We start from the raw sequence: 21,737 nt of genomic DNA on the forward strand, positions 1-21,737 counted from the left end.
GTTTCAGCTTATTGCTTGCAACGTGTCACGCCCGTGGCACGCCGGCATCCAGTGCCGAGTACTTCAGGTTATTACCGTCGACCATTTGCTTGAGCAAGGCATTGACCTGGCGGGTGAAGGTGTCGGTCACCGCGTCTTTTGGCGTGTTGGCCATCAGCGGGATAAACCAGATACCCATCCAGGTATTGATCGCGTCATGGTTGGTGCCGGTGCTCAGCGTCTGGCCTTGTGCGTCCACCGACTCCAGCTTCATGGTGTACTGATCAGTCCCCAGCGCCGGGATGATGGTGAAGGTAAAGCCGCTGATAAACGCCAGGGCCAGTTGGCCGCCACCCGGTGGATGGTTGTAGACCTTCAGGCGCAGGTTGTAATCGCCCGGCTGCTTCTGGAATTCATCCAGGGTAACGCGACCAAACAGGCCGGAGTCGGTCAAGACTTTCTGCAGCTGAGGCTTGAGCATTTCCCGCGCTTGCGGAACCTCGGCGGCGGCGGCGTTGGTCGGCTCGCCCTGGTAGAACTTGAAGTCTACGTAGACGTTAGGTTTGTTGGCGTAGCTGGCCTTCGACGGCAGCGTGACCGGTGCTACTTCGTCCTTCGTGAAACTGGCGCAGCCGCTCATCGACAACGTGATCAGGGCCAACCCCAGCATTTTTCCAATGTGCATTACGACTTCCTTAGTGAATGGAGCGTCTCCATGGCCGGAGTGCTGGGGCGGATGATAAAGAGTGAGCCGCAATGTTAAAAGGCCATCTCTGATAAATACCTGCTCATACCGGCACTAATTGGCCGAGACCAGCTTGAGGCCGATCACGCCTGCCAGGATCAGCACGATGCACAGCACCCGCAACGGCGCGGTGGAGTCGCCCAGCAACGCCATGCCGAGGATCGCGGTGCCGGCGGCGCCGATTCCCGTCCAGACCGCATAGGCGCTGCCCACTGGAAGGGTGCGCAGCGACATCGAAAGCAGGATCACGCTGGAAACGCCGGTCACCACGGTGAGCAGTCCGGGGGTAAATCGGGTGAAGCCATCCGAGGCCTTCATCGCGAACGCGAAGGCGATTTCAAGGATGCCGGCCAAGCCGAGGAGTAGCCATGCCATGGGGTGAACCCTCAGGAAACTCATTGGGTGTGTGGCGAGGGGCCCAGCCGCCTCGCCACCGCGAATCCGCTTCGGCTTAGGCCTTGGCGGCAGCCGCTGGCGTGGTGCGGAAGGTGATGCCCAGCCGGTTGAAGGCATTCATCAAGGCGATGCCGTAGGTAAGATCAGCCAGCTCCTTGTCACTGAACTCGGCGGCCGCCGCCGCGTAGTCCGCGTCGGAAACATCACTGGCGGTAACGGCTTCGGCAAAGGCCAGCGCCACGCGCTCACGCTGGGTGAAGACAGCGCCAGCGTCATGCCACACCGGCACCAGCACCAGCTTGTCCACGGCCAGGCCTTGCTTGAGCAGGTCCCGCGAGTGCATGTCGATGCAAAAGGCGCAGCCGTTGACCTGGGAAACCCGCAGGTAGACTAGGTCGATCAGCTCCTTGGACAGGCCACTGTTCTGCAGGTAGACGTAAACCCCGCCGAACGCTTTGTAACCTTCAGGGGAAGCTTTGGAGTAGTCGAGACGCGTTGTCATGGTGAAATCCTGTAGCAGTGGGATGAAGCCGCCATCTTGCGGCGCCATGGCCTACTCCAAAAGATCCATGATCTGGCTTGAACACCAGGCCATGAATGCGCCGGCATGGCCTACTCTGAATCTTGATTCTTGGCCCTTTGGCATGGGTCATGGGGTTCGTAGACTGAGGGCCATCCATCCAGGAAGCACCGCCCCATGAATATTCTGCATGTCAGTGCCAGCCCTCGCGGGCAAGCGTCGGAGAGCACCGCGCTCTCCCACAAGATCATTGAATGCCTGCGCCAGCGGCACCCGGCTGCCGAGGTGACCCGGCGCGTTATCGCCGGGAATGCGCTGGCGCCGCTGGACGAGCCTTATGCAACGTCCCAGCAGTCGCCGGTGGATGTCTCATCAGAGGGTTCGATGGCCCAGTCCGAGCAGCTTGTTCGCGAAGTGGAACTGGCCGATATCGTGGTGATTGCCACCCCCATGCATAACTACTCGGTGCCCGCAGCCCTCAAGCTATGGCTCGATCACATCGCGCGGGTGCGCCGCACCTTCGATATCTCCGCCCAGGGCAAGGTCGGCTTGTTGCAGGACCGGCCCGTGTTCGTCGCCGTGGCCTCGGGCGGGCGATTTTCCGGGGAGCGTGCGCACCAGCCGGACTTCCTGACGCCGTACCTGAAAACCATCCTGGGCATGATCGGCCTGCATGACGTGACCTTCTTCACCGTCGAAGGCACCGCTTCACGCCCGGAAACCCTGGCCCAGACCCGCCTCCAGACCGACCAGGCGCTGCACGACTACTTCGCCACCTGAACAGGACTCGCCGCCGGATGAGCACTTCGATCAAGGCCTTTTCGCCGCTGGACGCCGGCTCTGCCGAGCCGATCTACCGGCAACTTTACTGGCGGTTCCGCAGCGCGATTGCCGACGGTCTGCTCAAGCCGGGGGAACGCATACCGGCGGCCCGGGCCCTGGCCAAGGAGCTGGGTCTGGCCCGGGGCACCATCGACACGGCGTATTCGCTGCTGGCAGCCGAAGGCTATATCCAGGCGCGTGGCCAGGCCGGCACCGTGGTGGCGGAAGGGATCAAGTCCAGCCTGCCGGAGCGCCCCGCCACCGCCAGCGATCACAACGCCGTGAGGCAAAAGGCCGCCGTGCTGCCGTTTCAAATGGGCCTGCCGGCACTCGATGCGTTCCCGCGCAAGATCTGGTCGAAAATCGCCGCCCGCTGCGTGCGTGCCACCCAGGTCGCAGACATGGCCAACCCCTGCGTCTATGGCCTGAACTCCCTGCGCACGGCGATTGCCAGCTACCTGCAGGTCGCCCGGGGTATCCATTGCTCGCCTGCGCAAGTCTTCGTCACCTCGGGCTACCGCAACACCCTGGGCCTGATCGCCCATGCGCTGCTGGAACCGGGCGACCGGGTGCTGGTGGAAGACCCGGGCTACCTGTTCACCCGACCGTTGCTGGATTACCTGAATATCCACGCCATACCGGTACCGGTGGACCAGGACGGCATGCAGGTGTCCCAGGCCGTGCAACCGGGCAAAGGCGCCCGCGCCGTTGTGGTCACGCCGGCCCATCAAAGCCCGCTGTGCGTCTCGCTGTCGTTGCCCCGGCGCCTGGAACTGCTGGATTGGGCCAGCCGCCAGCAGGCCTGGATCATCGAGGACGACTACGACGGCGAATACCGCTACGTGAGCCGCCCGCTGCCGGCCCTCAAGAGCCTGGACCGCGACGGCCGGGTGCTTTACGCCGGGACGTTCAGCAAGGTGTTGTTTCCCGGTATCCGCCTCGCTTATCTGGTGGTGCCGGCGGCGCAGGTGGAACGCTTCGAACACGTCAGCCAGACCTTCCTCGGCGGTTGCCCGGAATTGACCCAGGCGATCGTCGCGACGTTTATGGCCGAAGGGCATTTTGCGCGGCATATCCAGCGTATGCGCAAACTCTACGGTGAGCGTCGGGAAGCCACCGCCAGGGGCCTGCGCAAGGCCTTGGGCGCGCATATTTCGATTGATGCCCAACCGGGCGGAATGCACCTGATCCTGCGCCTGAACGCGCAACAGTCAGACCGCCTGTGCGTGGTGCGCCTGGCGCAGGCCGGGATTTATGCAGAAGCCTTGAGCGACTGGAATATTCAAGGGCAGACCGGCCCCGGCCTGCTGCTGGGCTTTGCCAATATCGAATCCGAGGCCGTCGCCGAGGCCCTTGGGAAACGCATCCTGGATACGCTCATGGCCTGATCGGCGAACGCTCTGTTTTTTGGCCTTGGCGCTGCTGCTCCCGAATCCTTTCGCCAAGGCCTTTTTTATTTACCACTGATACGTGGCACTCGCCTGCACGGTGCGCTGTGAGCCATACCAGCACCACGAGTAGGAATAGCACGACGCGACGTACTCTTTGTTCGCCAGGTTGGTGGCGTTCACCGCCAGGCGCAGGTTGTCACCCTGGCGGTTGATGTGCGGAATGTCGTAGTGCACCGCCGCATCAAACAAGGTGTAGCCCGGCACTTTCAGGGTGTTGGCGGTATCGCCCCACGACGAACCGACATACCGCGCACCCGCCCCGACACCGAAGCCTTTCAGCGTGCCGTCGTGCAGGGTGTAGTCCGCCCAGGCCGAGGCGGTATGGCGCGGTACGGCGTAGGTGGTGGTGCCTTCGGCCGCGATGGCCGGGCCGACGCCGATGTCGCTGATGGGCGCATAACGCACGGTGTTGTTGGACTTGCTGATGCGGTTATCCAGGTAGGCATAGGCCGCGGTAATGTCCAGGTTATCGTTCAGGCTGGCCTTGCCTTCCAGTTCGAAGCCACGGGACTGCACTTCACCGTCCTGCACTTGGCAGCGCGAGCCGTTGCACAGGTGGGAAGCGTCCGGGTCCAGTGTCGGCACGTTGGTCTGGCGCAGGTCGAAAATGGCCGCAGTGATGAAGCTGTTGCTGCCCGGCGGCTGGTACTTGATGCCGATTTCCGTCTGTTTGCCTTCGGTAGGCTGGAACGTCGAACCGCCGTAGCCCGTGCCGGATTGCGGCTGGAAGGATTCCGAGTAGCTGACATACGGCGCCAGGCCGTTATCGAACAGGTAGACCAGGCCCAGGCGGCCGGTGAAGGCTTTGCTGTCCTGGGACGACTTGGTCTTTTTCTGGGTGGTCATGGCCAGGGTGCTGTTGTCGGTGGTGGCCCAGTCATAGCGCCCGCCCATCAACAACACCCACTTGTCCCACTTCATCTGTTCCTGCAGGTACACGCCGGTTTGCTCACTGCGCGAGGTGGCGTCGCTGGTGTAGGCCGGCACCGGCACTGCTGCTCCGTAGACCGGGTCGAAAATATCCAGCGTAGGCCCGGCGGTGTACACACCGCTGCCCGACTTGGTGTCGGTGCTGGTGTTCTGGTAATCGGCGCCCATCAGCACGGTGTGCTGCAACGGCCCGGTGTCGAATTTGGCCTGCAACTGGTTGTCGAGGGCGTAGGCGTCGATGTTCACGTCGCTGGCAGTGGTCGAGCGCCGAATGGTGCGGTAGTCGCTCTCCAGGTAGTTGCTGTAGAGGCTGCGGTACTGCCCTTCGCTGCGCAGGTACCGGGCGTTCTGGCGCACGGTCCAGACATCGTTGAAGTGATGTTCGAAGGCGTAGCCGATGGAATAATACTCGCGGTCACTCTTCTCGAAGCTTTTCTCGCCGTCGTAGAAATCCACGTCGATCTTGCGCCCGGTCGGGCTGTGCAGCACCGAGCCCCAGGCCGGCATCGAACCGTAGGACGCGCCCTTGGGGTCCTTCTGGAAATGCCCGAGCAAGGTCAGCGAGGTGTTGTCGTCCGGGCGCCAGGTAAAGGCGGTGGACAGGGACTGGCGACGGGTTTCGGTGTGGTCGATCTGCCCGTCGGCATCGTCGAACAAGCCGGCGACGCGGTAGGAATACACGCCTTGATCGTCCAGCGGGCCACTCAAGTCGAAGGTGGTGCGCTTCTTGTTGAAGGTGCCGTACTCCACGCCGACCTCATGGAACGGCGTGTCCAGCGGGCGCTTGCTGACCATGTTGATCACACCGCTGGGCGTGCCCTGCCCGTACAGCACCGACGCCGGCCCGCGCAGCACTTCGACGCGCTCTAGGTCAAAGGCGTCTTTTTGCGGCAAGGCGTCCCGGCTCGAGGGCATGCGCAGGCCGTCGAGGTAGGTGGCCGGGGCGAAGCCACGGATGGTCAACTGGTCGAGGCGCGAGGCGGTGGAGCCACGGGTTTCCGGAATCACGGCGGCGCTGTAGCGCAAAATCTGGTTGAGGCTTTCGGCGTTCTGCGCGCGCATCTGGTCTTTGGTGACCACGGAGATCGACTGCGGGGTTTCGATCAGCGCGGTGTCGGTCTTGGTGCCCGACAGGCTGCGGGTGGCCACGTAGCCGGACACCGGGCCGGTGGGGCTTTCCGACTGATAGGCGCCGCTGATGGTGGTGGCCTGCAATTCCATGGCGCCATCGCTGGGCGGGATGGCTTCGAGGCGGTAGCGGTTGTCGGCAATCTTCAGGGCTTGCAAGCCGCTGCCGGCCAACAATTGGGCCAGGGCGGCGTCGGTGCTGTACTGCCCGTTCAGGCCATTGCTGTGCTTGCCACGGGTCAGGCTGGAATCAAACGCCAACACCAGGCCTGCCTGTTCGGCGAGACTGTTGAGGGCCCGGCTCAGGTCGCCGGCGGGAATGGAGAACGCAGCGCTTTGCGCCGCGTAGGACGCTTGAGGGGTCAGCAGGGGTACGGCGGCAAATGCCATCGCCACTGAAAGGGCCAGTGGCGGTAAGGGACGAGCAAGGCGCGACATGAGAAGTCCTGGGAAATGGGGGTTCTATTAGTCATGACGGTCATGTCGGAAAATCGGGTATGAATGAGAGCGGTTTTTATTCAGATTTTTTACAGCGGCTTGATCACCACCACCAAATCGGTGAAGTACTCCACCTTGATTGGCAGGTTATCCGCCAGTGACGCCAGCGCTGCGCCGGTGTCGTCGAGCTTGAATACCCCCGACACGCGCAGCCCTTGCAGTGCCTGCGGGTCAAAGCGCACCAGGCCATGGCGGTAACCGGCGAGGGTTTGCAGCACCTCGCTCAAGGGTTGGTCATCGACCTTGAGCAGGCCGCGGGTCCAGGCATCCGGGTCGGCATTGCCGATGGCGTGCGGCTCGCCGGCCTGTCCGTCACGGAGCGTGGACGTCTGCCCCGCCGGCACTTTCACCTCGCCTGCACGGTTGCCTTTGACGGCCACGGTGGACTCGATCACGGTGACCACGGTCGATCCGTCTTCGGCCTTGCGCACCAGGAATCGCGTGCCCAACGCCGTGGCCGTGCCCTGGTCGGTGTGCACCACGAACGGCCGTTGCGCGTCCTTGGCCACCTCGACCCACATCTCGCCCTGCAACAGGTCGATCACCCGTTGATGGCCATCAAACTTCACGTCCAGCGCCGAGTTGCTGTTGAGTTGCACCTGGCTGCCGTCCGTCAATGCCACCTGGCGCCGCTCCCCCACGCTGGTGCGCTGGTCGGCCATCCACACCGGCATCCGCTCAAAGCCGGCCCAGCCGCACAACAACACACCCAGCAGCGCGACGGCCTGGGTACCACGGGCGGCAAACCTGGTTTTCTGCGGTGCAAATGCACGGTTCAGGGCCATGCGCGCCGGCGCAGCGGGCAGTTCGTCGAGGCTGCCCCACAGGCTGCGCATACGCTTGATGGCGACGGCATGCCGTGGGTCGGCCTGGCGCCAACGCTCGAAGGCCGCGCGGTCGGCCTCGGTCACGGGGTCGTCGTGCAACAACGTCAGCCAGCGGGCGGCTTCACTGATGATCTGCTCGGAACTCACGACAGCGGGTCCGCCCCGTGCAGGGTGTGATAGCAGTGCACCAGCGCGCTGGAAATGTAGTTCTTCACGGTGCTGGGTGACACCTGCAGTTGTGCGGCGATTTCGCTGTAGGTCAGCCCGTCGAGACGGCTGAGCAAGAAGGCTTCGCGGGCCTTGGCGGGCAAGCCGGTGAGCATCTCGGCGATGCGCTCCAGGGCCTGGAGCGCCACATGAATCGCCGCCGGGTCGGGCATGCCGGCGTCTTCACTCTGAATCGCCAGGGCTTCCATATAGGCCTTTTCGATCCGCCGCCGCCGCGCGCCATCAATCATCAGGCGCCCCGCCGTCGTTGCCAGAAACGCCCGTGGTTCCTTGATGGTGTGGGGTTCGGCCAGCAGCAGGATGCGGATAAAAGCGTCGTGGGCCAGGTCTGCCGCATGTTGCGAACAGCCAAGTTTCTTGCGCAGCCAACCGTGCAACCAGGAATGGTGGTCGCTGTAGAGGGTGGCGATGGTCTGCTGGCGACGGGCTGTATCACCCTCAGCTACAGGAAAGTCATGCATGCGCAAAAATTTCTCAAACAAGAAAGATTACCAATTGCGCGAACGATGACAGTAAAACGAAGGGGGAGCAAGAGGCCCGGCGACCGAAGCCACCGTGTGTGAGGTGCAGCGAGCCGGCTGCGGGTAGACGATAACGGGCTGTTAATACCTTACTTGGTTAAAACAATCCTTAGTTGGCAGGCACTCCCGCGCCTGCCAACTTAATAGGTGGATGATAACAATCGACTAACGTCTATAACACTGCGCTTACTTGCAGCCAATTCTCTGAGGCAGTTGCCCCTGCTTTGACTTAAGTGCAGTTTGCACCGCTTGCGGCAACGTGCTCCAGAATGTCAGCCCGGAACGTTGCTCAATCTGTTCGACCGTTGCGCGGTAGTCACAGAAGTTGGCGCCCTTGGGTGTGTCCTGATTCATGATGAACGAGGCATAAAGACCGTCTTGCGGCGACTTGCCCACGGAAACAATCTTCCAGTAACCACTGGGAATCGTGTGGACCTTATTAGTCCCCGGCAAGCTGCCGATGAATTTCTCATACAGTGGGCCGGTCATCACATACACCTCATCCACTGCGGCGTCCTGGCTCAGGTTGCGCTCCTGATCCTCCAGGCGTGCCCACGGCCCCTGGTTCAGATCGGACTTTTGCGGAGTGATGTTGGATAGGTAATTGAGGGTCTGCCAGTCGGCGACGCCGGCCATCGACGCGAGGTTTGCCTGGTGCCCGCGATCGACCTTCAGTGCCACGTTGGCGCCATTATAGTCAACCGGGTCAAGGGTTTCGCCCGCAGGAATGTCCGGATCGGTCTGCCAATTGCGCGGTTTTCCGCTGGCTGGCGTGGACTTGGTAATCCGGTAGGCCACCCAGTTGGCGAACTTGGTCGAGGCATTGTTATTGAGGGTGTAGGCCTGGCGATTCAACGTCAGCGGCCCACCGCCGGAAGGGCAGCCCTGGGAGCAGTTATCGACTGCGGCGGCCTGCTCCACGGGCGCCTGGATGGCGCGCTCCGGCACCCGTGAAGGCTGGGTGCTGATACAGCCCGCCATCAGCGGCACCCACAACAACGCGACGTATTTGAACAGTGCTTTCCTTTGCATGGTAATACTCCATTTACAACCGATTAATTAAGTTTAAAGCGATAAAACGAGCGCAATTGATCCCGGCAGTGCGAAAGCCACTTCGTGATGAAATGACAACACTATCAAGTTGATTGCTGACAGTTGGATAACTGTGTTTGCGCGTACGGCGACATTCCATGTGCGTACCCGCTTAAGTACCCACGCCGGTGGCGCAAGGAACTAACTGCTCCTGAAGAAGCATCTTTCAGTGGAGCAGGCTTTATCTTATACAGGTAATTGTTACAAAAAAACTAGCACTAAAAGCAAAAAAACCGGCTCGTGGACGGGGGCGCTGAACTTGAAACCCCTTCTCGGGAACGCGACACTGCACGCCCCCGAAAAAGGCTGATTTTCATGACTCCATCCCCCTCGACCGTCTCTGCGCGGGAGGCTTACCAGTTGCTCAAGGACATCGCCCTTGGCACCCGCACCGTGCAGGTTGCAGCGTCCCCGATCGAGATCGAGGGAACACTGTTTCGCGCCGATGGCTGGCAGATCACCCTGCTGGCGCACGATGGCGTACTTCGCGGCTGTCTCTCCTGCGAATCCCCCGACGGCAGGACCGGCAGCCCCGAGAACTGGCAGCGTTTCGGCACCGATCCGGTCAGCTTGCTGAGTGCCTGGGAGCAGGCGCAAATCGAGGCCCTGCTTTAACGCCAGCTCCAGGAAACGCCGGTGTACACGCCCATGCCATCCCCCGGCGTCGACCGCGCCACGTCCATCCCTTTGTCGTCATAACCCGGCGTGACCGTATTCGCGTAGCGCCGGTTGGTCAGGTTGCGCAGGTCGACCCAGGCTTGCCAGTCATGCTTCGGCGCGTCATACCCGAGCGTCGCACCGAGTAAGGTGTAGGCGGCCGCGTAGTAGGAATTGGCGTAGTCCACAGCCACCCGCGATGAATGCTCGCCGTTGAGGCTGGTGTAGAAGCCGCTCGGGTGGCTGTAGCGCAGTTGCGCCTGGTAGTAGTGCTTGGGAATGCCGGGCAAGGTGTTGTCGCCGAAGCGGTCGTCGTTGCGGTAGTGGAAGTCGCTGTAAGTGTAGGCCTGACGCAAGTCGAACCGGCCAGTGCGGCCACCCTCCCACAGCGGGCTGATCAGGCTCAGTTCCACGCCTTGGTGCACGGTAGGGCTGGCGTTGGATTCGGCGATGATCGCAGACGTGGTGGACGTTGCGGCCTGGGTTTCAACGCTGAGCAGTTCGTGGCGCACCTCGGAACGGTACAGCGCCAGGTCCCACTGGCCGAACCACGCTTCACCGCGCCCACCGACTTCCAGGGTGGTGGCGGTCTGGTTTTTCAGTTTCACGCCTTCACGTTGCAGGCCGCTCGCCGGGCCGCTGCCCTTGGGGAAATACAGATTGGAACCCCAGATCATCGACCACGCATGGGGCGGCTCAACCGAACGGCTCAGGTTGCCGTACACCTGCAGTTGCGGGCTGAAGTCATAACGCAGGCCCACCCGTGGCGCGTAATCCCAATCGTGCTGGCTGACCGGTGTGTGGGTCTCTGGGTAGCTGACTTCGGTTTCGCGACGGGTGTAGATCGCCGCCAGGCCGGTGGTCAGCCAAAGGTCCGGCACCAACTCAAGGTCATTGCCGATATGCAGCACGCTGTCGGAACCCAGGTAGCTGTAGTCGCGGGTCTTGGTGCCGGGCGCGTAGCCGGCCGTATTGCCGGTCGGGATCCGTACGAACTCCGAGCCACCGTTATTCGGCATCGCCTGGGTGGTGCGCAGGCCGAGGGTGGTCTTGCTGTCGCGCCCGAACAACGTGTCCTGGCGGATGTAATTCACGGTGCCACTGACGTCGGTGTACGCGACCTTCAGGCGGTTGGTGCCCTCGCGCAGGTCCATCGGGTAATCGTGATACGCCAGCCCGACCTCGACCCGGGCGTTGTCGTCCAGGTGCAAGGTGGTTTTGTTGGCGATCCAGGTCGAGCCCGGCTGCGTGCGTTTCGAATCCCGCGCCACGTTGAGGGCGGCAGCGGCGCGTGGATCGTGGCTGATCTGGTCGCGGGTCAGCTTGCCGGGGGAATCGTTGTCGGTTTCGCGGTAGCGGAAGTAGAAGCGGGTTTCCAGGTCGGGGTTGAAGCGGTAGCCAAAATTGGCCGCCATGCCTTTGCCGCTGCCGGCGCTGTGGTTCTGGAAGCCGTCGTAGTGCGAGTCGGTAAGGCTGATGTAGTAGTCGGCGTCCCCCAGCACCTGCCCCGAGCTGATTTCCCGCTGGCCGTAGCCATGGCTGCCGGCTTCGTAGCGCACCTGCAACGTGGGGGCGTCGTAGCCGGTATGGGTCACGTAGTTGACCGCCCCGCCCAGGGCCAAGGCGCCCTGGTCAAACCCGTTGGCGCCGCGCAGCACTTCAACGCGGCTGAGCCACAACGGGTCCTTGAGCTCGTAGGGCGTGCCACCCGGGCCGGTCAGCGGCAGGCCGTCGAAGGTCTCGTACAGGCCGGAAGCGTGGGCACCCGGGCCACGGTTGATGCCCGAGCCACGGATCGAAAGCTTCACCCCTTCGTTGTTCGCCGCCTTGGCGTACACGCCAGCCTGGTATTTGAACACGTCCTCGTTGGTGCTCACCCGCCCCTGGTCGACGCTGCCCATGTCGATGTAGTTGGTGGCGCCGGGCACGCTTTTAAGTTGAGCCTGAGCCAGTTCATCGGCGCTGAGTTCGGCGCTGCTGACTTCGACGGGTGCCAGTTGCAGCGTGTCGTCGGCCTGGGAGACCGGGCTGAAGCTCAGGGCAGCGCCAAAGCCGAGCAAGGGCCAGGCTTTTCGGGCGGGGAACAGAAACGCGGGGGGCATGGGGGTAAATCCTTGGAATTCGTTTTTGCGACGGGCTTGGTCCGGCGCAAGGTCTGTGGTGTGATGCCGGTGAGGCTCTCCGGGTCACCCCTAATGAACGGACAGCCGTGATTCGGCGTTAAGTCCAAAATCGAATTACCAAATGCAAACTCAGTATTTATGGAAATAAGTAGTACGGATTACTGTAGGGCCATTGAGTCCCCAGAGATTTACGTCATGCAAGCATCTGCCACCGTCATCGATTTCACCCTCCACCGCAAACGCCGCCAGGCTCGCGCAGCGGCTGAGTTGATGTGGGCGATGTACGCGGCACGGGCCGGGGTCGCGGTGTTTACCGCACACGTCACCTCCTCCAGCGATACCCGCCGGGCGTGAGGCGATGAATTTCCTGCATGCGATTCCCGAAGTGCCCGACCTCCCCTCCAAATCCAAAGACTGCAACAGCGGCGACGACGACGCCATCGGCCAGTGCGTCGCCCATAACCTGCAACGCCTGCGCAGTAAACGCTACCTGTCGCTGGATGCCCTGGCACGCAACTGCGGCGTGAGCCGGGCGATGTTGGCGCAGATTGAATCCGGGCGCAGCGTGCCGTCGATCAAAGTGCTGTGCAAGATTGCCAAGGGTTTGAAAGTGTCGGTGGCGGCCTTCCTGGAAAACCGTGCGTTCGAAGGGGTTGAACTGCTGCCGGCGCAACAGAGCAAACGCCTGGTGAGTGCCGATGGCACCTTTATCAGTCGCGCGCTGTTTCCCTACGATATGGCGCGCCAGTCGGAGTTCTACGAGATACGCCTGAAGGCCCTCGGCGAGGAGATTTCAGAGGGCCATGGGCCAGGCATCCAGGAAAACCTGGTGGTGGCCCAGGGCGTGCTGGAAGTCAGCGTGAACGAGGAACGCTACCTGCTTTCCACCGGTGACTCGATCCTGTTCTACGCCGACCAGCCCCACCGCTACCGAAACCCCGCAGACAGTGAGGCGGTGGCGTTCCTGGTGATCACCTACCCGGAACGGCTGGACTGAAACGCAAAAAGCCCCGGCACTCGCCGGGGCTTTCTGGTTTCACGCCAAACGAATCAGCAGGTGCAGCACATCATCGGCATGCCGTTGCAGCTCATCATCATCGGCATGGCGCAGTCGTTCATCATTTTCATCATCAGCATGCAGCAGTTGTTCATCATGTCCATGCTCATGCCCGGCATCGGCATCATCTTGCAGGTCACGCAATCTGCTTCCATCTTGCATTCCATGACGCACTTCATCATCGGCATAGGCATGCCCATCGGCATCATCATCGGCATGTTCATGGCAGACATGCTGCTCATCATCGCCATGCCGTCTTCAGACATGCACATCATCGACATGTTGGCGCACTGCATCATCATCGGCATGCCGCAGTTCATCATCATCGCCATCATTTCGGCGTTGTTCTTGAACATCGCCATGTCCATGCCCGCGGCCGGCTTCATGGTGCACATCATGGCCTCGTCGGTCATCTTGCAGGTCATGGTGGCCATCATCATCGGCATGCCCATCATCGGCATCATAGGCATCGCGTTGTTCATTGGCATCTGCATGGCGTTCATCATGTTCGAAACTCCGTAATCGACAGGAAATGAGTAAGTTCTGGGGCCGATTCTAGAGATGCCGTACAACGGCGCAAGGCGCTGGCCCAGCAGCAAGAATAGATGCTGGATGGGGATTTATCGGAGCGAGGCAGCCGATAATTCCGTGATAACAGACCCTATGACGCGATCACGCCGGACAGCTCCGTTATCGGGGCTGAACCGGCGCGATGGATATGCGTTTGGGGAATGGCCTCCAATCAGAAGGAAATAAACGATCTAACCACGGTAAAAATACCCGTTCACCCGGCGAAGAATCGGTTCGCCGGACGCGGCAACCCGAGGTTTTCCCGCAGGGTAGAGCCTTCGTACTCCCGCCGGAAGATCCCGCGCCCCTGTAACTCGGGCACTACCTTAGCGACAAAATCATCGAGGCCGCCCGGCAGCCACGGGAACATGATGTTGAAGCCATCGCTGCCCTCTTCCTCCAGCCACTGCTGCATCTCATCGGCAATGCTGTGGGCCGTGCCGACAAACGACAAGCCGGCATACCCGCCGAGGCGCTGGGCCAGTTGGCGCACCGTCAGTTGCTCCCGATCAGCCAGCGCCAGCACCCGCTCCCGGGAGCTTTGGCTACCGTTGGTTTCGGGAATCGCCGGCAGGTAGTGGTCAGGATCAAACTGGGTTGCGTCGGTACCCAGTGCTATCGACAGCGAGGCAATCGCACTTTCGTAATGCACCAGGCTGTCGAGGTGAGCACGAATTCGGCGGGCCTCTTCCGGTGTATCGCCGACCACCACAAACGCCCCGGGCAGAATCTTCAGGTGGTCGGGATGCCGCCCCACCGCCCGCATCCGGCGCTTGATATCGGCATAGAACCTGCGCCCCTCCTCGAGCGTGCCCGGCGCGACAAAAATCACCTCGGCGGTTTCTGCCGCCAGTTGCCGCCCGGGCTCCGAGGCACCGGCCTGCACGATCACCGGCCAGCCCTGCACCGGCCGGGCAATGTGCAGCGGGCCGCGCACGTTGAGGTAGCGGCCCTGGTGATTGAGGGTGTGCAGCTTGTTGGGGTCGAAGTACACGCCGCTGTCGGCATCGCGGATGAAGGCGTCATCGGCCCAACTGTCCCAGAGGCCGGTCACCACATCGTAGAACTCCCGCGCCCGGGCGTAACGTTCGTCGTGGGCGTAGGCCTGTTCCAGGCCAAAATTCTGCGCGGCATCCGGGTTGGCGGTGGTGACGATGTTCCAGCCGGCGCGACCGTTGCTCAAATGGTCCAGGGACGCGAAGCGCCGGGCGATGTGGAACGGTTCGTCGTACGTGGTCGAGGCCGTGGCCACCAGGCCGATGTGCTCGGTGACCTGGCTCAGGGCCGACAACAGGGTGAACGGTTCAAATGAGGTGGCCGTGTGGCTGCGCTTCAACGCCTCGATGGGCATGTTGAGCAGGGCCAGGTGGTCGGCCATGAAGAAGGCATCGAAACGCGCCTTCTCCAGGGTCTGCGCAAACTGCTTGAGGTGCGTGAAGTTGAAGTTGGCGTCGCGGTAAGCGCCGGGATAGCGCCAGGCGCCGGTGTGGATGCTGACCGGGCGCATGAACGCGCCCAGTTTCAGTTGGCGTGGAGTGGTCATGGAAAGCCCCTGATCGAGAGGGGCTCAGCATCGGATGGGCGAACGGCGTCTGTCTAATAACGAAAGGATCTGGCTTATGCCGGGACTGACCGGCTGTGGTAGTCCGCCAGAAACTCTTCGGAGGCAACATGATCCGCCATGCCCCGCAGTTGCGCCGCCGAATCATGCCCCAACACGTCCTCCACCCGGTTATTGGCTGAGGCCCAGTACACCAGCGCCTCACTGAAAAGCGCCTGGCCCTTGGGTGTGAGTACGCAACGTTTGGTGCGCTTGTCCAGAGCGTCCGGGCGCAGCTCGACAATCCCGTCGCGCACCAGCGGCTTCATGGCATGGGTCAGCGCAGACATCAGGATCGCCAGGCGTCCGGCCAGTTCCTGCAACGTCGGCCCACCCTGCTCATCCACCGCCGCCAACCGCGTGATTTCACCCAGCAAGCCGACCTGCGTGGCCTTCAGGCCAATCGGCGCCAGCGCTTCGTCATACAGCTGCCCCAAGCGCCTGGCGGCACGGCGCAGGGCGTTGTTGGTGCACGCCACGTCGCCCAGTAAATCCAAAAGGTCGGCGCGTGCTTTATCGGTGTTGATCTTCTCTGTTGGCATTTTCAGCTCCTCCATGCCGCTAGAATGATTGAGTACTAAACCATTGACAAGGACAAATCCCAAGCTTATAACTTGAGCCCTCAACAATATTGGTTGAGTACTCATCTATTGGAGCCGTTCATGTCGACCCCCGCTTCCACAAAAATTACCCTCATCACGGGCGCGTCCTCCGGTATTGGTGCGGTGTATGCCGACCGACTGGCGGCTCGCGGCTACGATTTGATCCTGGTCGCCCGCCGTGAAGACCGTTTGAAAGCCCTGGCGGCGAAGATCACCCAGGCCCACGGACGTCAGGTGCAGACGATCGGCGCCGACCTGGTCAACCCTGCGGACCTGGCCCGCGTAGAAAGCCTGCTCGCCGGCAACCCGGCGATTCAGGTGCTGGTGAATAACGCCGGCCTGGCCCGCCTGCACCCGCTGGCACAGTCCTCGGTCGAGGACTCCATGACCCAGATTGCCCTGAACATCACCGCCCTCACCCGCCTGACCCACGCAGCGCTGCCCGGCATGCTGGTGCGTAATGAAGGTGTGATCATCAACGTGGCGTCGGTATTGGGCGTGCACTCGCTGCCGGTCAGTTCCGTATACAGCGGCACCAAGAGCTATGTCCTGGCGTTCAGCCGTGGCTTGCAGGCAGAGCTGGCAGAAACCGGAGTGAAGGTGCAGATCGTGTTGCCGGCGTCCACCGCCACCGAGATTTGGGACGAGTCGGGCATTCCGCTTTCCGCACTGCAAAAAGAGTCGGTCATGACCACTGAAAATCTGGTGGACGCGGCATTGGCCGGGCTTGACCAGGGCGAGTCGATCACCTGGCCGTCGGTGGCCGATGGCGGGTTGTGGGATACCTACGATGCCGCACGCGGCGCGTTGTTTGCGGCCACGCAGACGGGTAAACCGGCACCTCGGTACGGGATTGTCTGAGGCGCCCGCAGGTCTTACTGAATACCGATGGAAATGCGCCGCACAGTCTGCTCCTCACGGGGCAGGCTGATGTCGCCTTCGTAGGTGCACTCGCGGCCGGTGCAGCTGTTTTCCACGGTCACCGGCGCAAGGCTTTTGACCGGGAAACGCGGCTTGGGCTCAGCCTGCGGCGTGAGGGGTACAGCGCTGAGGACGGGGGCCTCGTAGGTCAGGTCCAGGTTGGACGCGTGGGCCTGGGTGGCCAGAACGGCGAGCAGTGCGCTCGCCATGACAGTCCTTGTAAACAACATCGAAATCTTTCCGGGCAGCAAAAAATGAAGGGGCCATGATAAACCCTTGAGCCACCGGATTGAAGTCAGAGCGTCTGGACGGCGGGTTCCAGCACCAGAACGTTGGAGGGGCCGGCACGAAATGTCGGGTTGTGCTTCGCGGCTTCCAGCATGTGGGGCGCTGCGTGGTGATCCTTGAGCGCCGCCTTTGACGCCCACGTCTCGATCAACACAAAACTGTCGCTGTTGCCTTCCACCGGATGCAGGTCGTACTGGATGCAACCCGCTTCGGCCCGCACCAGCGGAGCGAGCCCGGCAAACGCGTTCAACTGGTCCGCGCCCCGCCCAGGCTGGGTATTGATGATGACGACAAGCCGCACTTCATCGGACATAAACAGCACCGTTATCGATAAGGGAATTGAGGGGCCACAGTAAGGGATGCCATGCTCTGGCGCTACGAAAAATCTATCAGTAAGCTACTTTCACTGAATGGATTGAGTCAGCACTCAAGCCCTCCCCTTTTCTGCACCCGGCGATAACCACGTGATCGAAGTAACCGAAGTTTCCATTGCCCAACTGCGCGCCGCGCTCGAGTCCGGCCAGACCACGGCGGTGGAGCTGGTAGAGGCCTACCTCGCCAGGATCGACGCCTACGACGTGCCCAACACGCCTACCGCCCTCAACGCAGTAGTGGTGCGCAACCCGCAAGCGCTGGAGGAAGCCCGGGCAGCCGATGCTCGCCGGGCCAGCGGCACAACTCTGGGGCCGCTCGACGGCATTCCCTATACGGCTAAGGACAGTTATCTGGTCAAGGGCCTCACCGCCGCTTCCGGCAGCCCGGCGTTCGCGAACCTGACCGCTTACCGCGATGCGTTCACCATCGAACGGCTGCGCGCAGCGGGCGCCATTTGCCTGGGCAAGACCAACATGCCGCCCATGGCCAACGGCGGCATGCAGCGCGGCGTGTATGGCCGGGCCGAGAGCCCGTACAACGCCGACTACCTCACCGCACCGTTCGCCTCGGGCTCCTCCAACGGCGCCGGCACCGCCACCGCGGCGAGCTTCGCGGCATTTGGCCTGGCGGAAGAAACCTGGTCCAGCGGACGCGGCCCGGCCTCCAACAACGGCCTGTGTGCCTACACCCCGTCCCGTGGCGTGATCTCGGTGCGCGGCAACTGGCCGCTGACCCCGACCATGGACGTCGTCGTGCCCTATGCCCGGACCATGGCCGACCTGCTTGAAGTGCTCGACGTAGTAGTCGCAGAAGACCCCGACACACGCGGCGACCTGTGGCGGATGCAACCCTGGGTGCCGATCCCCGGCGTGGCCTCGGTACGCCCCGAGTCCTATGGCGCCCTGGCCGCGACCGGCGATGCACTCGCCGGCAAACGCTTCGGCGTGCCGCGCATGTACATCAACGCCGACCCCGAAGCAGGCACCAGCGACGACCCGGGAATCGGCGGCCCCACCGGCCAGCAAATCAAAACCCGTGCCTCGGTGATTGACCTCTGGGAAGCCGCGCGCAAATCCCTCGAAGCGGCGGGCGCAGAAGTGATCGAGGTGGATTTCCCGCTGGTCTCCAATTGCGAAGGCGACCGCCCCGGCGCGCCGAAAGTGTTTACCCGTGGCCTGGTGTCCAAGGAATTTCTCCACGATGAATTGTGGGAACTGTCGGCCTGGGCGTTCGATGATTTCCTGCGCGCCAACAACGACCCCACGCTGAACCGCCTGGCCGATGTCGACGGCCCGAAAATCTTCCCCCACGACCCCGGCACCCTGCCCAACCGCGAAGATGACCTGGCCGCCGGCATGGACGAGTATGTGCGCATGGCGGAGCGCGGCATCACGCCATGGGACAAGATCAGCACCGTGCCCGACGGCCTGCGCGGCCTGGAACAGACACGACGCATCGACCTTGAAGACTGGATGGACACGCTGGGGCTGGACGCCGTGATCTTCCCGACCGTCGCCGACGTGGGTCCGGCGGATGCGGATGTGAACCCGGCCTCGGCGGATATCGCCTGGAGCAACGGGGTGTGGGTGGCCAACGGCAACCTCGCCATCCGCCACCTCGGTGTGCCGACCGTGACGGTGCCCATGGGCGTTATGGCGGATATCGGCATGCCGGTGGGGCTGACCTTTGCCGGCCGTGCGTATGACGATTCGGCGCTGCTGCAATTGGCGTCGGCGTATGAGTCGACAGGGAGCAAGCGTCTTGTGCCGCCGCGCACGCCGAAGCTGGTGGCGGGCACGCCGTAAACCAAAAAGGGATTGGAACCGTTCAGGCTCCAATCCCTTTCGTTGCAGCATCAGCATCATCGCCCAGTTTGCGCATCAACTGATCGGCTTCCGACCCGGGCTCAAAGCGAAAGCCGCGCATCTCGTCGAGCAGCAACGTGTCGCTGATTGCCCCCCACAACTGCTCCGGGCTCGGCTTGTTGCGCAGCAGGATGTAAGAAAGCAACAGCCGCTCGATGGGAACGCCTCGATGGCAGGCGGTTTCAATAATTGCCAGCAGGATAAAGCGCAGTCGAACTTCCCGCTCCGTGGGCCAAACCGTTTTTCGCTTACCCACTGCAGGGCCTCAGTTTCAGGAAAAGCGTGAGGCTATGGCCGAGTGGTTTTTGTTTCAAGCGCTGCAGGGGGAGAAAGCCCTGCTCCTACGAGAAACAGAGAAAGGGCTTACGAAATCGCCCTTACCCACGCTTACCCATCAACGGATCGCTGATACTGTGCGCGCCGGTTTCAATCCGCCCCGCCACCCGCCGCACCCAACCGTGTTCGTCACGCAACTTGAAGTCGTACCAACCACCGTTCGGCTGGCACGAGAACGTGCGCTGCACGGTGCTGCCGCCGGCAATCTCAAGCAACCAGGGCCCTTGTTTGGTGTAGGGGCAGCGCTCGATGGTCACCGACGCGGTGCGCTTACCAGGGTTGACCAGGGTCAGCAGCAACGTATCGCCGTGATAGGCCAGGGATAACTCGGGCTCACGTCGCAGCAGATTCCCCTTGAATGCACGGTGGAAGCCGTTCGGCCCCAACAGCCAGAGCTTGTAGGCCCCGGCGACTTGCCAGGTGTCGCTGAGGTGCTTGCCGGCCTCCACGGTGTAGCGCCGGGGTATGTCATCCAGGTGCAGGCGGTCGTAGACGTGGAACACCACCCCTTGTTCGCCATGGTTGAAGAAGTCCAGGCTCACGGAACTGGCGCGACGGTCAACTGAACCCTCGACATTCAATTGGTACGGCAGCGCCCGGGAGGGCCGCGCCATGCGGGCCTGGAACGGTGCCTGTTGCTGGCCCACGGTTGGCACGGCGACCTGGGGGAGTTGTTCCTGGCGTTGGCGCAGGGTGTCGGCGGCCTGGCGACTGATGGTGTGCAGCGGCGGCAGGGTTTCGGTGTTGGGGTTGACGAAGTTGAAGGCTGATGTGAGGTCGCCGCATACGGCCCGGCGCCAGGCGCTGATATTGGGTTCGCGCACGTGGAAGCGCTTTTCCAGAAATTGCAGCACAGAGGTGTGGTCGAACGCCTGGGAGTTGACCCAACCACCCCGGCTCCACGGCGACAGCACCAGCATCGGCACCCGTGGGCCGGGCCCGTACACCCCGCCGTCGGGCGCGGGTTGCTCGGTTGAACCGGGTGGCGCCGGATGGGTGAAGATCTCGCTGTCGAACTTCACCGTGGACTTGCCGGCAAAACTGCCGTCCAGCCGTTTGGACGGTGCGGATGGTGACGGCACGTGGTCGAAGAAACCATCGTTTTCATCGTAGTTGACCAGCAACACGGTCTTGCTCCAGACCTCCGGGTTGGCGGTCAACGCCTTGAGGATTTCCTGGGTGAACCAGCCACCCTGCACCGGGCTGGAAGGCCCGGGGTGTTCGGAGTAATCGGCCGGGGCCACCAGCCAGCTCACCTGCGGCAGGCGACCGTCGTTCACGTCCTTGCGAAAGCCCTGGATGATCGCTTCCAGGTCGCTGCCGCTGACCGCCGGCAGTGTGTTGCCGTTGCCCTTGTACAGCGGCACGCGGGCATTCAATGGGTCGCTGTAGGGCACGAAGTCCTTGAAGTCCTTCGGTGGCACCGCGGGGTTGCCAGCCGCAACGCTGGCCGCACGAAATTGCCGAAAACCGGCCAGGGGATTGTCGCCAAAGTTATCCGGCAAGTACTGATAAACCTTCCAGCTCACGCCCGCCTCTTCAAGGCGTTCGGGGTAGGTTTTCCAGGTGTAGCCCACGCTTACCGCACCGGGGCCGTCCCACTCGTTGACCACCGCCGCGACGTTCGCACCGGTCGGGCCGTTGGTGCCGGTCCAGTGGAACAGCCGGTTGGGATTAGTGCCGGCGTGCACCGAACAATGGTAGGCATCGCACAAGGTGAAGGTGTTGGCCAGGGCAAACTGGAACGGCACTTCCTGCTCGCGGTAGTAGCCCATCGACGTGGGCGTCTTGAATGTCGGCCAGGCATGCATCCGGCCACTGCCCCAGGCAGCGTGCTCGTCCACCCAGGAATGAGGCGTGCCGCTGACCCGCTGGGCGTTGCCACGGGAACTGTCCAGGTGATAGGGCAAAATCCGCCGCCCCACGCCCTGCTGTTCCCACACCCGGTGCCCGCCCGGCAGTGGAATGGTGAAGCGGTCACTGAACCCGCGCACGCCGGGCAAGGTGCCGAAGTAGTGATCGAACGAGCGGTTTTCCTGCATCAGGATCACCACATGCTCGACGTCCATGAGGGTGCCGGTGCGGTTGTTGGCGGGGATCGCCAGGGCCTGGCGAATGGAGTCGGGCAACAGGGTGTAGGCGGATCCGATAGCGGCGGCTTGCAGCAGTGTCCTGCGTGTAAGAGTCGGCATAAGACGATTCAATC

Annotated in this window: 22 protein-coding genes; 8 read left to right on the forward strand and 14 right to left on the reverse strand. The window is 62.4% G+C overall.

What is annotated here, in order from left to right:
* Nucleotides 1–25 precede the first annotated feature (25 nt).
* From HKK54_RS31370 to HKK54_RS31380, 3 genes are all read right to left on the reverse strand, one after another.
* Nucleotides 26–664 carry a hypothetical protein gene (locus HKK54_RS31370; RefSeq protein WP_010172397.1) on the reverse strand — a complete coding sequence of 213 codons (639 nt, stop codon included), beginning with the start codon at nucleotides 662–664 and terminating at the stop codon, nucleotides 26–28.
* A 114-nt stretch (nucleotides 665–778) separates the two neighbouring features.
* Nucleotides 779–1,099: a DMT family transporter gene (locus HKK54_RS31375; RefSeq protein WP_169388998.1), complete on the reverse strand. Its 321-nt coding sequence runs from the start codon at nucleotides 1,097–1,099 to the stop codon at nucleotides 779–781.
* Nucleotides 1,100–1,175: 76 nt separating this feature from the next.
* Nucleotides 1,176–1,622: a carboxymuconolactone decarboxylase family protein gene (locus HKK54_RS31380; RefSeq protein ID WP_029615984.1), complete on the reverse strand. Its 447-nt coding sequence runs from the start codon at nucleotides 1,620–1,622 to the stop codon at nucleotides 1,176–1,178.
* Between the two features lie 195 nt (nucleotides 1,623–1,817).
* Here HKK54_RS31380 and HKK54_RS31385 point away from each other — a divergent pair, with 195 nt between their 5' ends.
* Nucleotides 1,818–2,420, forward strand: a complete 603-nt coding sequence (locus tag HKK54_RS31385; RefSeq protein WP_169388999.1) for an FMN-dependent NADH-azoreductase — start codon at nucleotides 1,818–1,820, stop codon at nucleotides 2,418–2,420.
* A 17-nt stretch (nucleotides 2,421–2,437) separates the two neighbouring features.
* The gene (pdxR, locus tag HKK54_RS31390; RefSeq protein WP_169389000.1) at nucleotides 2,438–3,850 is read left to right on the forward strand and encodes a MocR-like pyridoxine biosynthesis transcription factor PdxR; all 1,413 of its coding nucleotides are present in this window, start codon (nucleotides 2,438–2,440) and stop codon (nucleotides 3,848–3,850) included.
* A 69-nt stretch (nucleotides 3,851–3,919) separates the two neighbouring features.
* Here pdxR and HKK54_RS31395 read toward each other — a convergent pair whose 3' ends face one another.
* The 4 genes from HKK54_RS31395 to HKK54_RS31410 all read right to left on the reverse strand — a co-directional run bounded on the left by HKK54_RS31395 (nucleotide 3,920) and on the right by HKK54_RS31410 (nucleotide 9,077).
* Nucleotides 3,920–6,409, reverse strand: a complete 2,490-nt coding sequence (locus HKK54_RS31395) for a TonB-dependent siderophore receptor (RefSeq protein ID WP_029615985.1) — start codon at nucleotides 6,407–6,409, stop codon at nucleotides 3,920–3,922.
* Nucleotides 6,410–6,498: 89 nt separating this feature from the next.
* On the reverse strand, nucleotides 6,499–7,443 hold the full coding sequence (locus tag HKK54_RS31400; protein WP_169389001.1) for a FecR family protein: 945 nt from the start codon (nucleotides 7,441–7,443) through the stop codon (nucleotides 6,499–6,501).
* On the reverse strand, nucleotides 7,440–7,985 hold the full coding sequence (locus tag HKK54_RS31405) for a sigma-70 family RNA polymerase sigma factor (protein ID WP_010172411.1): 546 nt from the start codon (nucleotides 7,983–7,985) through the stop codon (nucleotides 7,440–7,442). Before HKK54_RS31405 ends, HKK54_RS31400 begins: the two co-directional genes overlap by 4 nt.
* Nucleotides 7,986–8,231: 246 nt before the next feature.
* The gene (locus HKK54_RS31410; protein WP_169389002.1) at nucleotides 8,232–9,077 is read right to left on the reverse strand and encodes a DNA/RNA non-specific endonuclease; all 846 of its coding nucleotides are present in this window, start codon (nucleotides 9,075–9,077) and stop codon (nucleotides 8,232–8,234) included.
* A gap of 375 nt (nucleotides 9,078–9,452) precedes the next feature.
* Between HKK54_RS31410 and HKK54_RS31415 the strand changes: the two genes are divergently transcribed.
* The gene (locus tag HKK54_RS31415; protein ID WP_169389003.1) at nucleotides 9,453–9,752 is read left to right on the forward strand and encodes a DUF7693 family protein; all 300 of its coding nucleotides are present in this window, start codon (nucleotides 9,453–9,455) and stop codon (nucleotides 9,750–9,752) included.
* Here the strand turns inward: HKK54_RS31415 and HKK54_RS31420 are convergent.
* Nucleotides 9,749–11,896 (reverse strand): TonB-dependent receptor family protein, encoded by a 2,148-nt coding sequence (locus tag HKK54_RS31420; RefSeq protein ID WP_010172416.1) that lies wholly within the window; start codon nucleotides 11,894–11,896, stop codon nucleotides 9,749–9,751. The two genes, HKK54_RS31415 and HKK54_RS31420, sit on opposite strands and share 4 nt — an antisense overlap.
* Before the next feature lie 216 nt (nucleotides 11,897–12,112).
* Here HKK54_RS31420 and HKK54_RS31425 point away from each other — a divergent pair, with 216 nt between their 5' ends.
* From HKK54_RS31425 to HKK54_RS33495, 3 genes are read left to right on the forward strand one after another with little or no spacing between them, the layout of a single operon-like run.
* On the forward strand, nucleotides 12,113–12,271 hold the full coding sequence (locus HKK54_RS31425) for a hypothetical protein (RefSeq protein ID WP_169389004.1): 159 nt from the start codon (nucleotides 12,113–12,115) through the stop codon (nucleotides 12,269–12,271).
* A gap of 4 nt (nucleotides 12,272–12,275) precedes the next feature.
* The gene (locus HKK54_RS31430) at nucleotides 12,276–12,914 is read left to right on the forward strand and encodes a helix-turn-helix domain-containing protein (protein ID WP_010172420.1); all 639 of its coding nucleotides are present in this window, start codon (nucleotides 12,276–12,278) and stop codon (nucleotides 12,912–12,914) included.
* 60 nt (nucleotides 12,915–12,974) lie between these two features.
* A complete protein-coding gene (locus HKK54_RS33495) occupies nucleotides 12,975–13,496 on the forward strand; it encodes a hypothetical protein (RefSeq protein ID WP_178121011.1) in 522 nt (173 codons plus the stop codon).
* 262 nt (nucleotides 13,497–13,758) lie between these two features.
* Here the strand turns inward: HKK54_RS33495 and HKK54_RS31440 are convergent, their stop codons facing one another.
* A complete protein-coding gene (locus HKK54_RS31440) occupies nucleotides 13,759–15,087 on the reverse strand; it encodes an LLM class flavin-dependent oxidoreductase (RefSeq protein WP_169389006.1) in 1,329 nt (442 codons plus the stop codon).
* A 74-nt stretch (nucleotides 15,088–15,161) separates the two neighbouring features.
* The gene (locus HKK54_RS31445; RefSeq protein WP_010172425.1) at nucleotides 15,162–15,686 is read right to left on the reverse strand and encodes a MarR family winged helix-turn-helix transcriptional regulator; all 525 of its coding nucleotides are present in this window, start codon (nucleotides 15,684–15,686) and stop codon (nucleotides 15,162–15,164) included.
* 120 nt (nucleotides 15,687–15,806) lie between these two features.
* On the opposite strand from HKK54_RS31445, the gene HKK54_RS31450 reads away from it, so the two are divergent.
* A complete protein-coding gene (locus HKK54_RS31450; RefSeq protein ID WP_169389007.1) occupies nucleotides 15,807–16,607 on the forward strand; it encodes an SDR family NAD(P)-dependent oxidoreductase in 801 nt (266 codons plus the stop codon).
* 14 nt (nucleotides 16,608–16,621) lie between these two features.
* On the opposite strand, the gene HKK54_RS31455 is transcribed toward HKK54_RS31450, so the two are convergent.
* Both HKK54_RS31455 and HKK54_RS31460 read right to left on the reverse strand, forming a co-directional pair.
* Nucleotides 16,622–16,876, reverse strand: a complete 255-nt coding sequence (locus HKK54_RS31455) for a hypothetical protein (protein ID WP_010172429.1) — start codon at nucleotides 16,874–16,876, stop codon at nucleotides 16,622–16,624.
* 86 nt (nucleotides 16,877–16,962) lie between these two features.
* Nucleotides 16,963–17,268: a putative quinol monooxygenase gene (locus HKK54_RS31460; RefSeq protein WP_169389008.1), complete on the reverse strand. Its 306-nt coding sequence runs from the start codon at nucleotides 17,266–17,268 to the stop codon at nucleotides 16,963–16,965.
* 151 nt (nucleotides 17,269–17,419) lie between these two features.
* On the opposite strand from HKK54_RS31460, the gene HKK54_RS31465 reads away from it, so the two are divergent.
* Entirely contained in the window at nucleotides 17,420–19,135 is a 1,716-nt protein-coding gene (locus tag HKK54_RS31465) for an amidase (protein ID WP_169389009.1), read from the forward strand.
* Nucleotides 19,136–19,157: 22 nt separating this feature from the next.
* Here the strand turns inward: HKK54_RS31465 and HKK54_RS31470 are convergent, their stop codons facing one another.
* Complete coding sequence (locus tag HKK54_RS31470; protein WP_010172434.1) at nucleotides 19,158–19,451, reverse strand: hypothetical protein; 294 nt, start codon at nucleotides 19,449–19,451, stop codon at nucleotides 19,158–19,160.
* A 121-nt stretch (nucleotides 19,452–19,572) separates the two neighbouring features.
* Nucleotides 19,573–21,723 carry a phosphocholine-specific phospholipase C gene (locus tag HKK54_RS31475; protein WP_169389010.1) on the reverse strand — a complete coding sequence of 717 codons (2,151 nt, stop codon included), beginning with the start codon at nucleotides 21,721–21,723 and terminating at the stop codon, nucleotides 19,573–19,575.
* Between the last annotated feature and the right edge of the window lie 14 nt (nucleotides 21,724–21,737).

Source organism: Pseudomonas sp. ADAK13, assembly GCF_012935715.1.
Lineage (GTDB): Bacteria > Pseudomonadota > Gammaproteobacteria > Pseudomonadales > Pseudomonadaceae > Aquipseudomonas.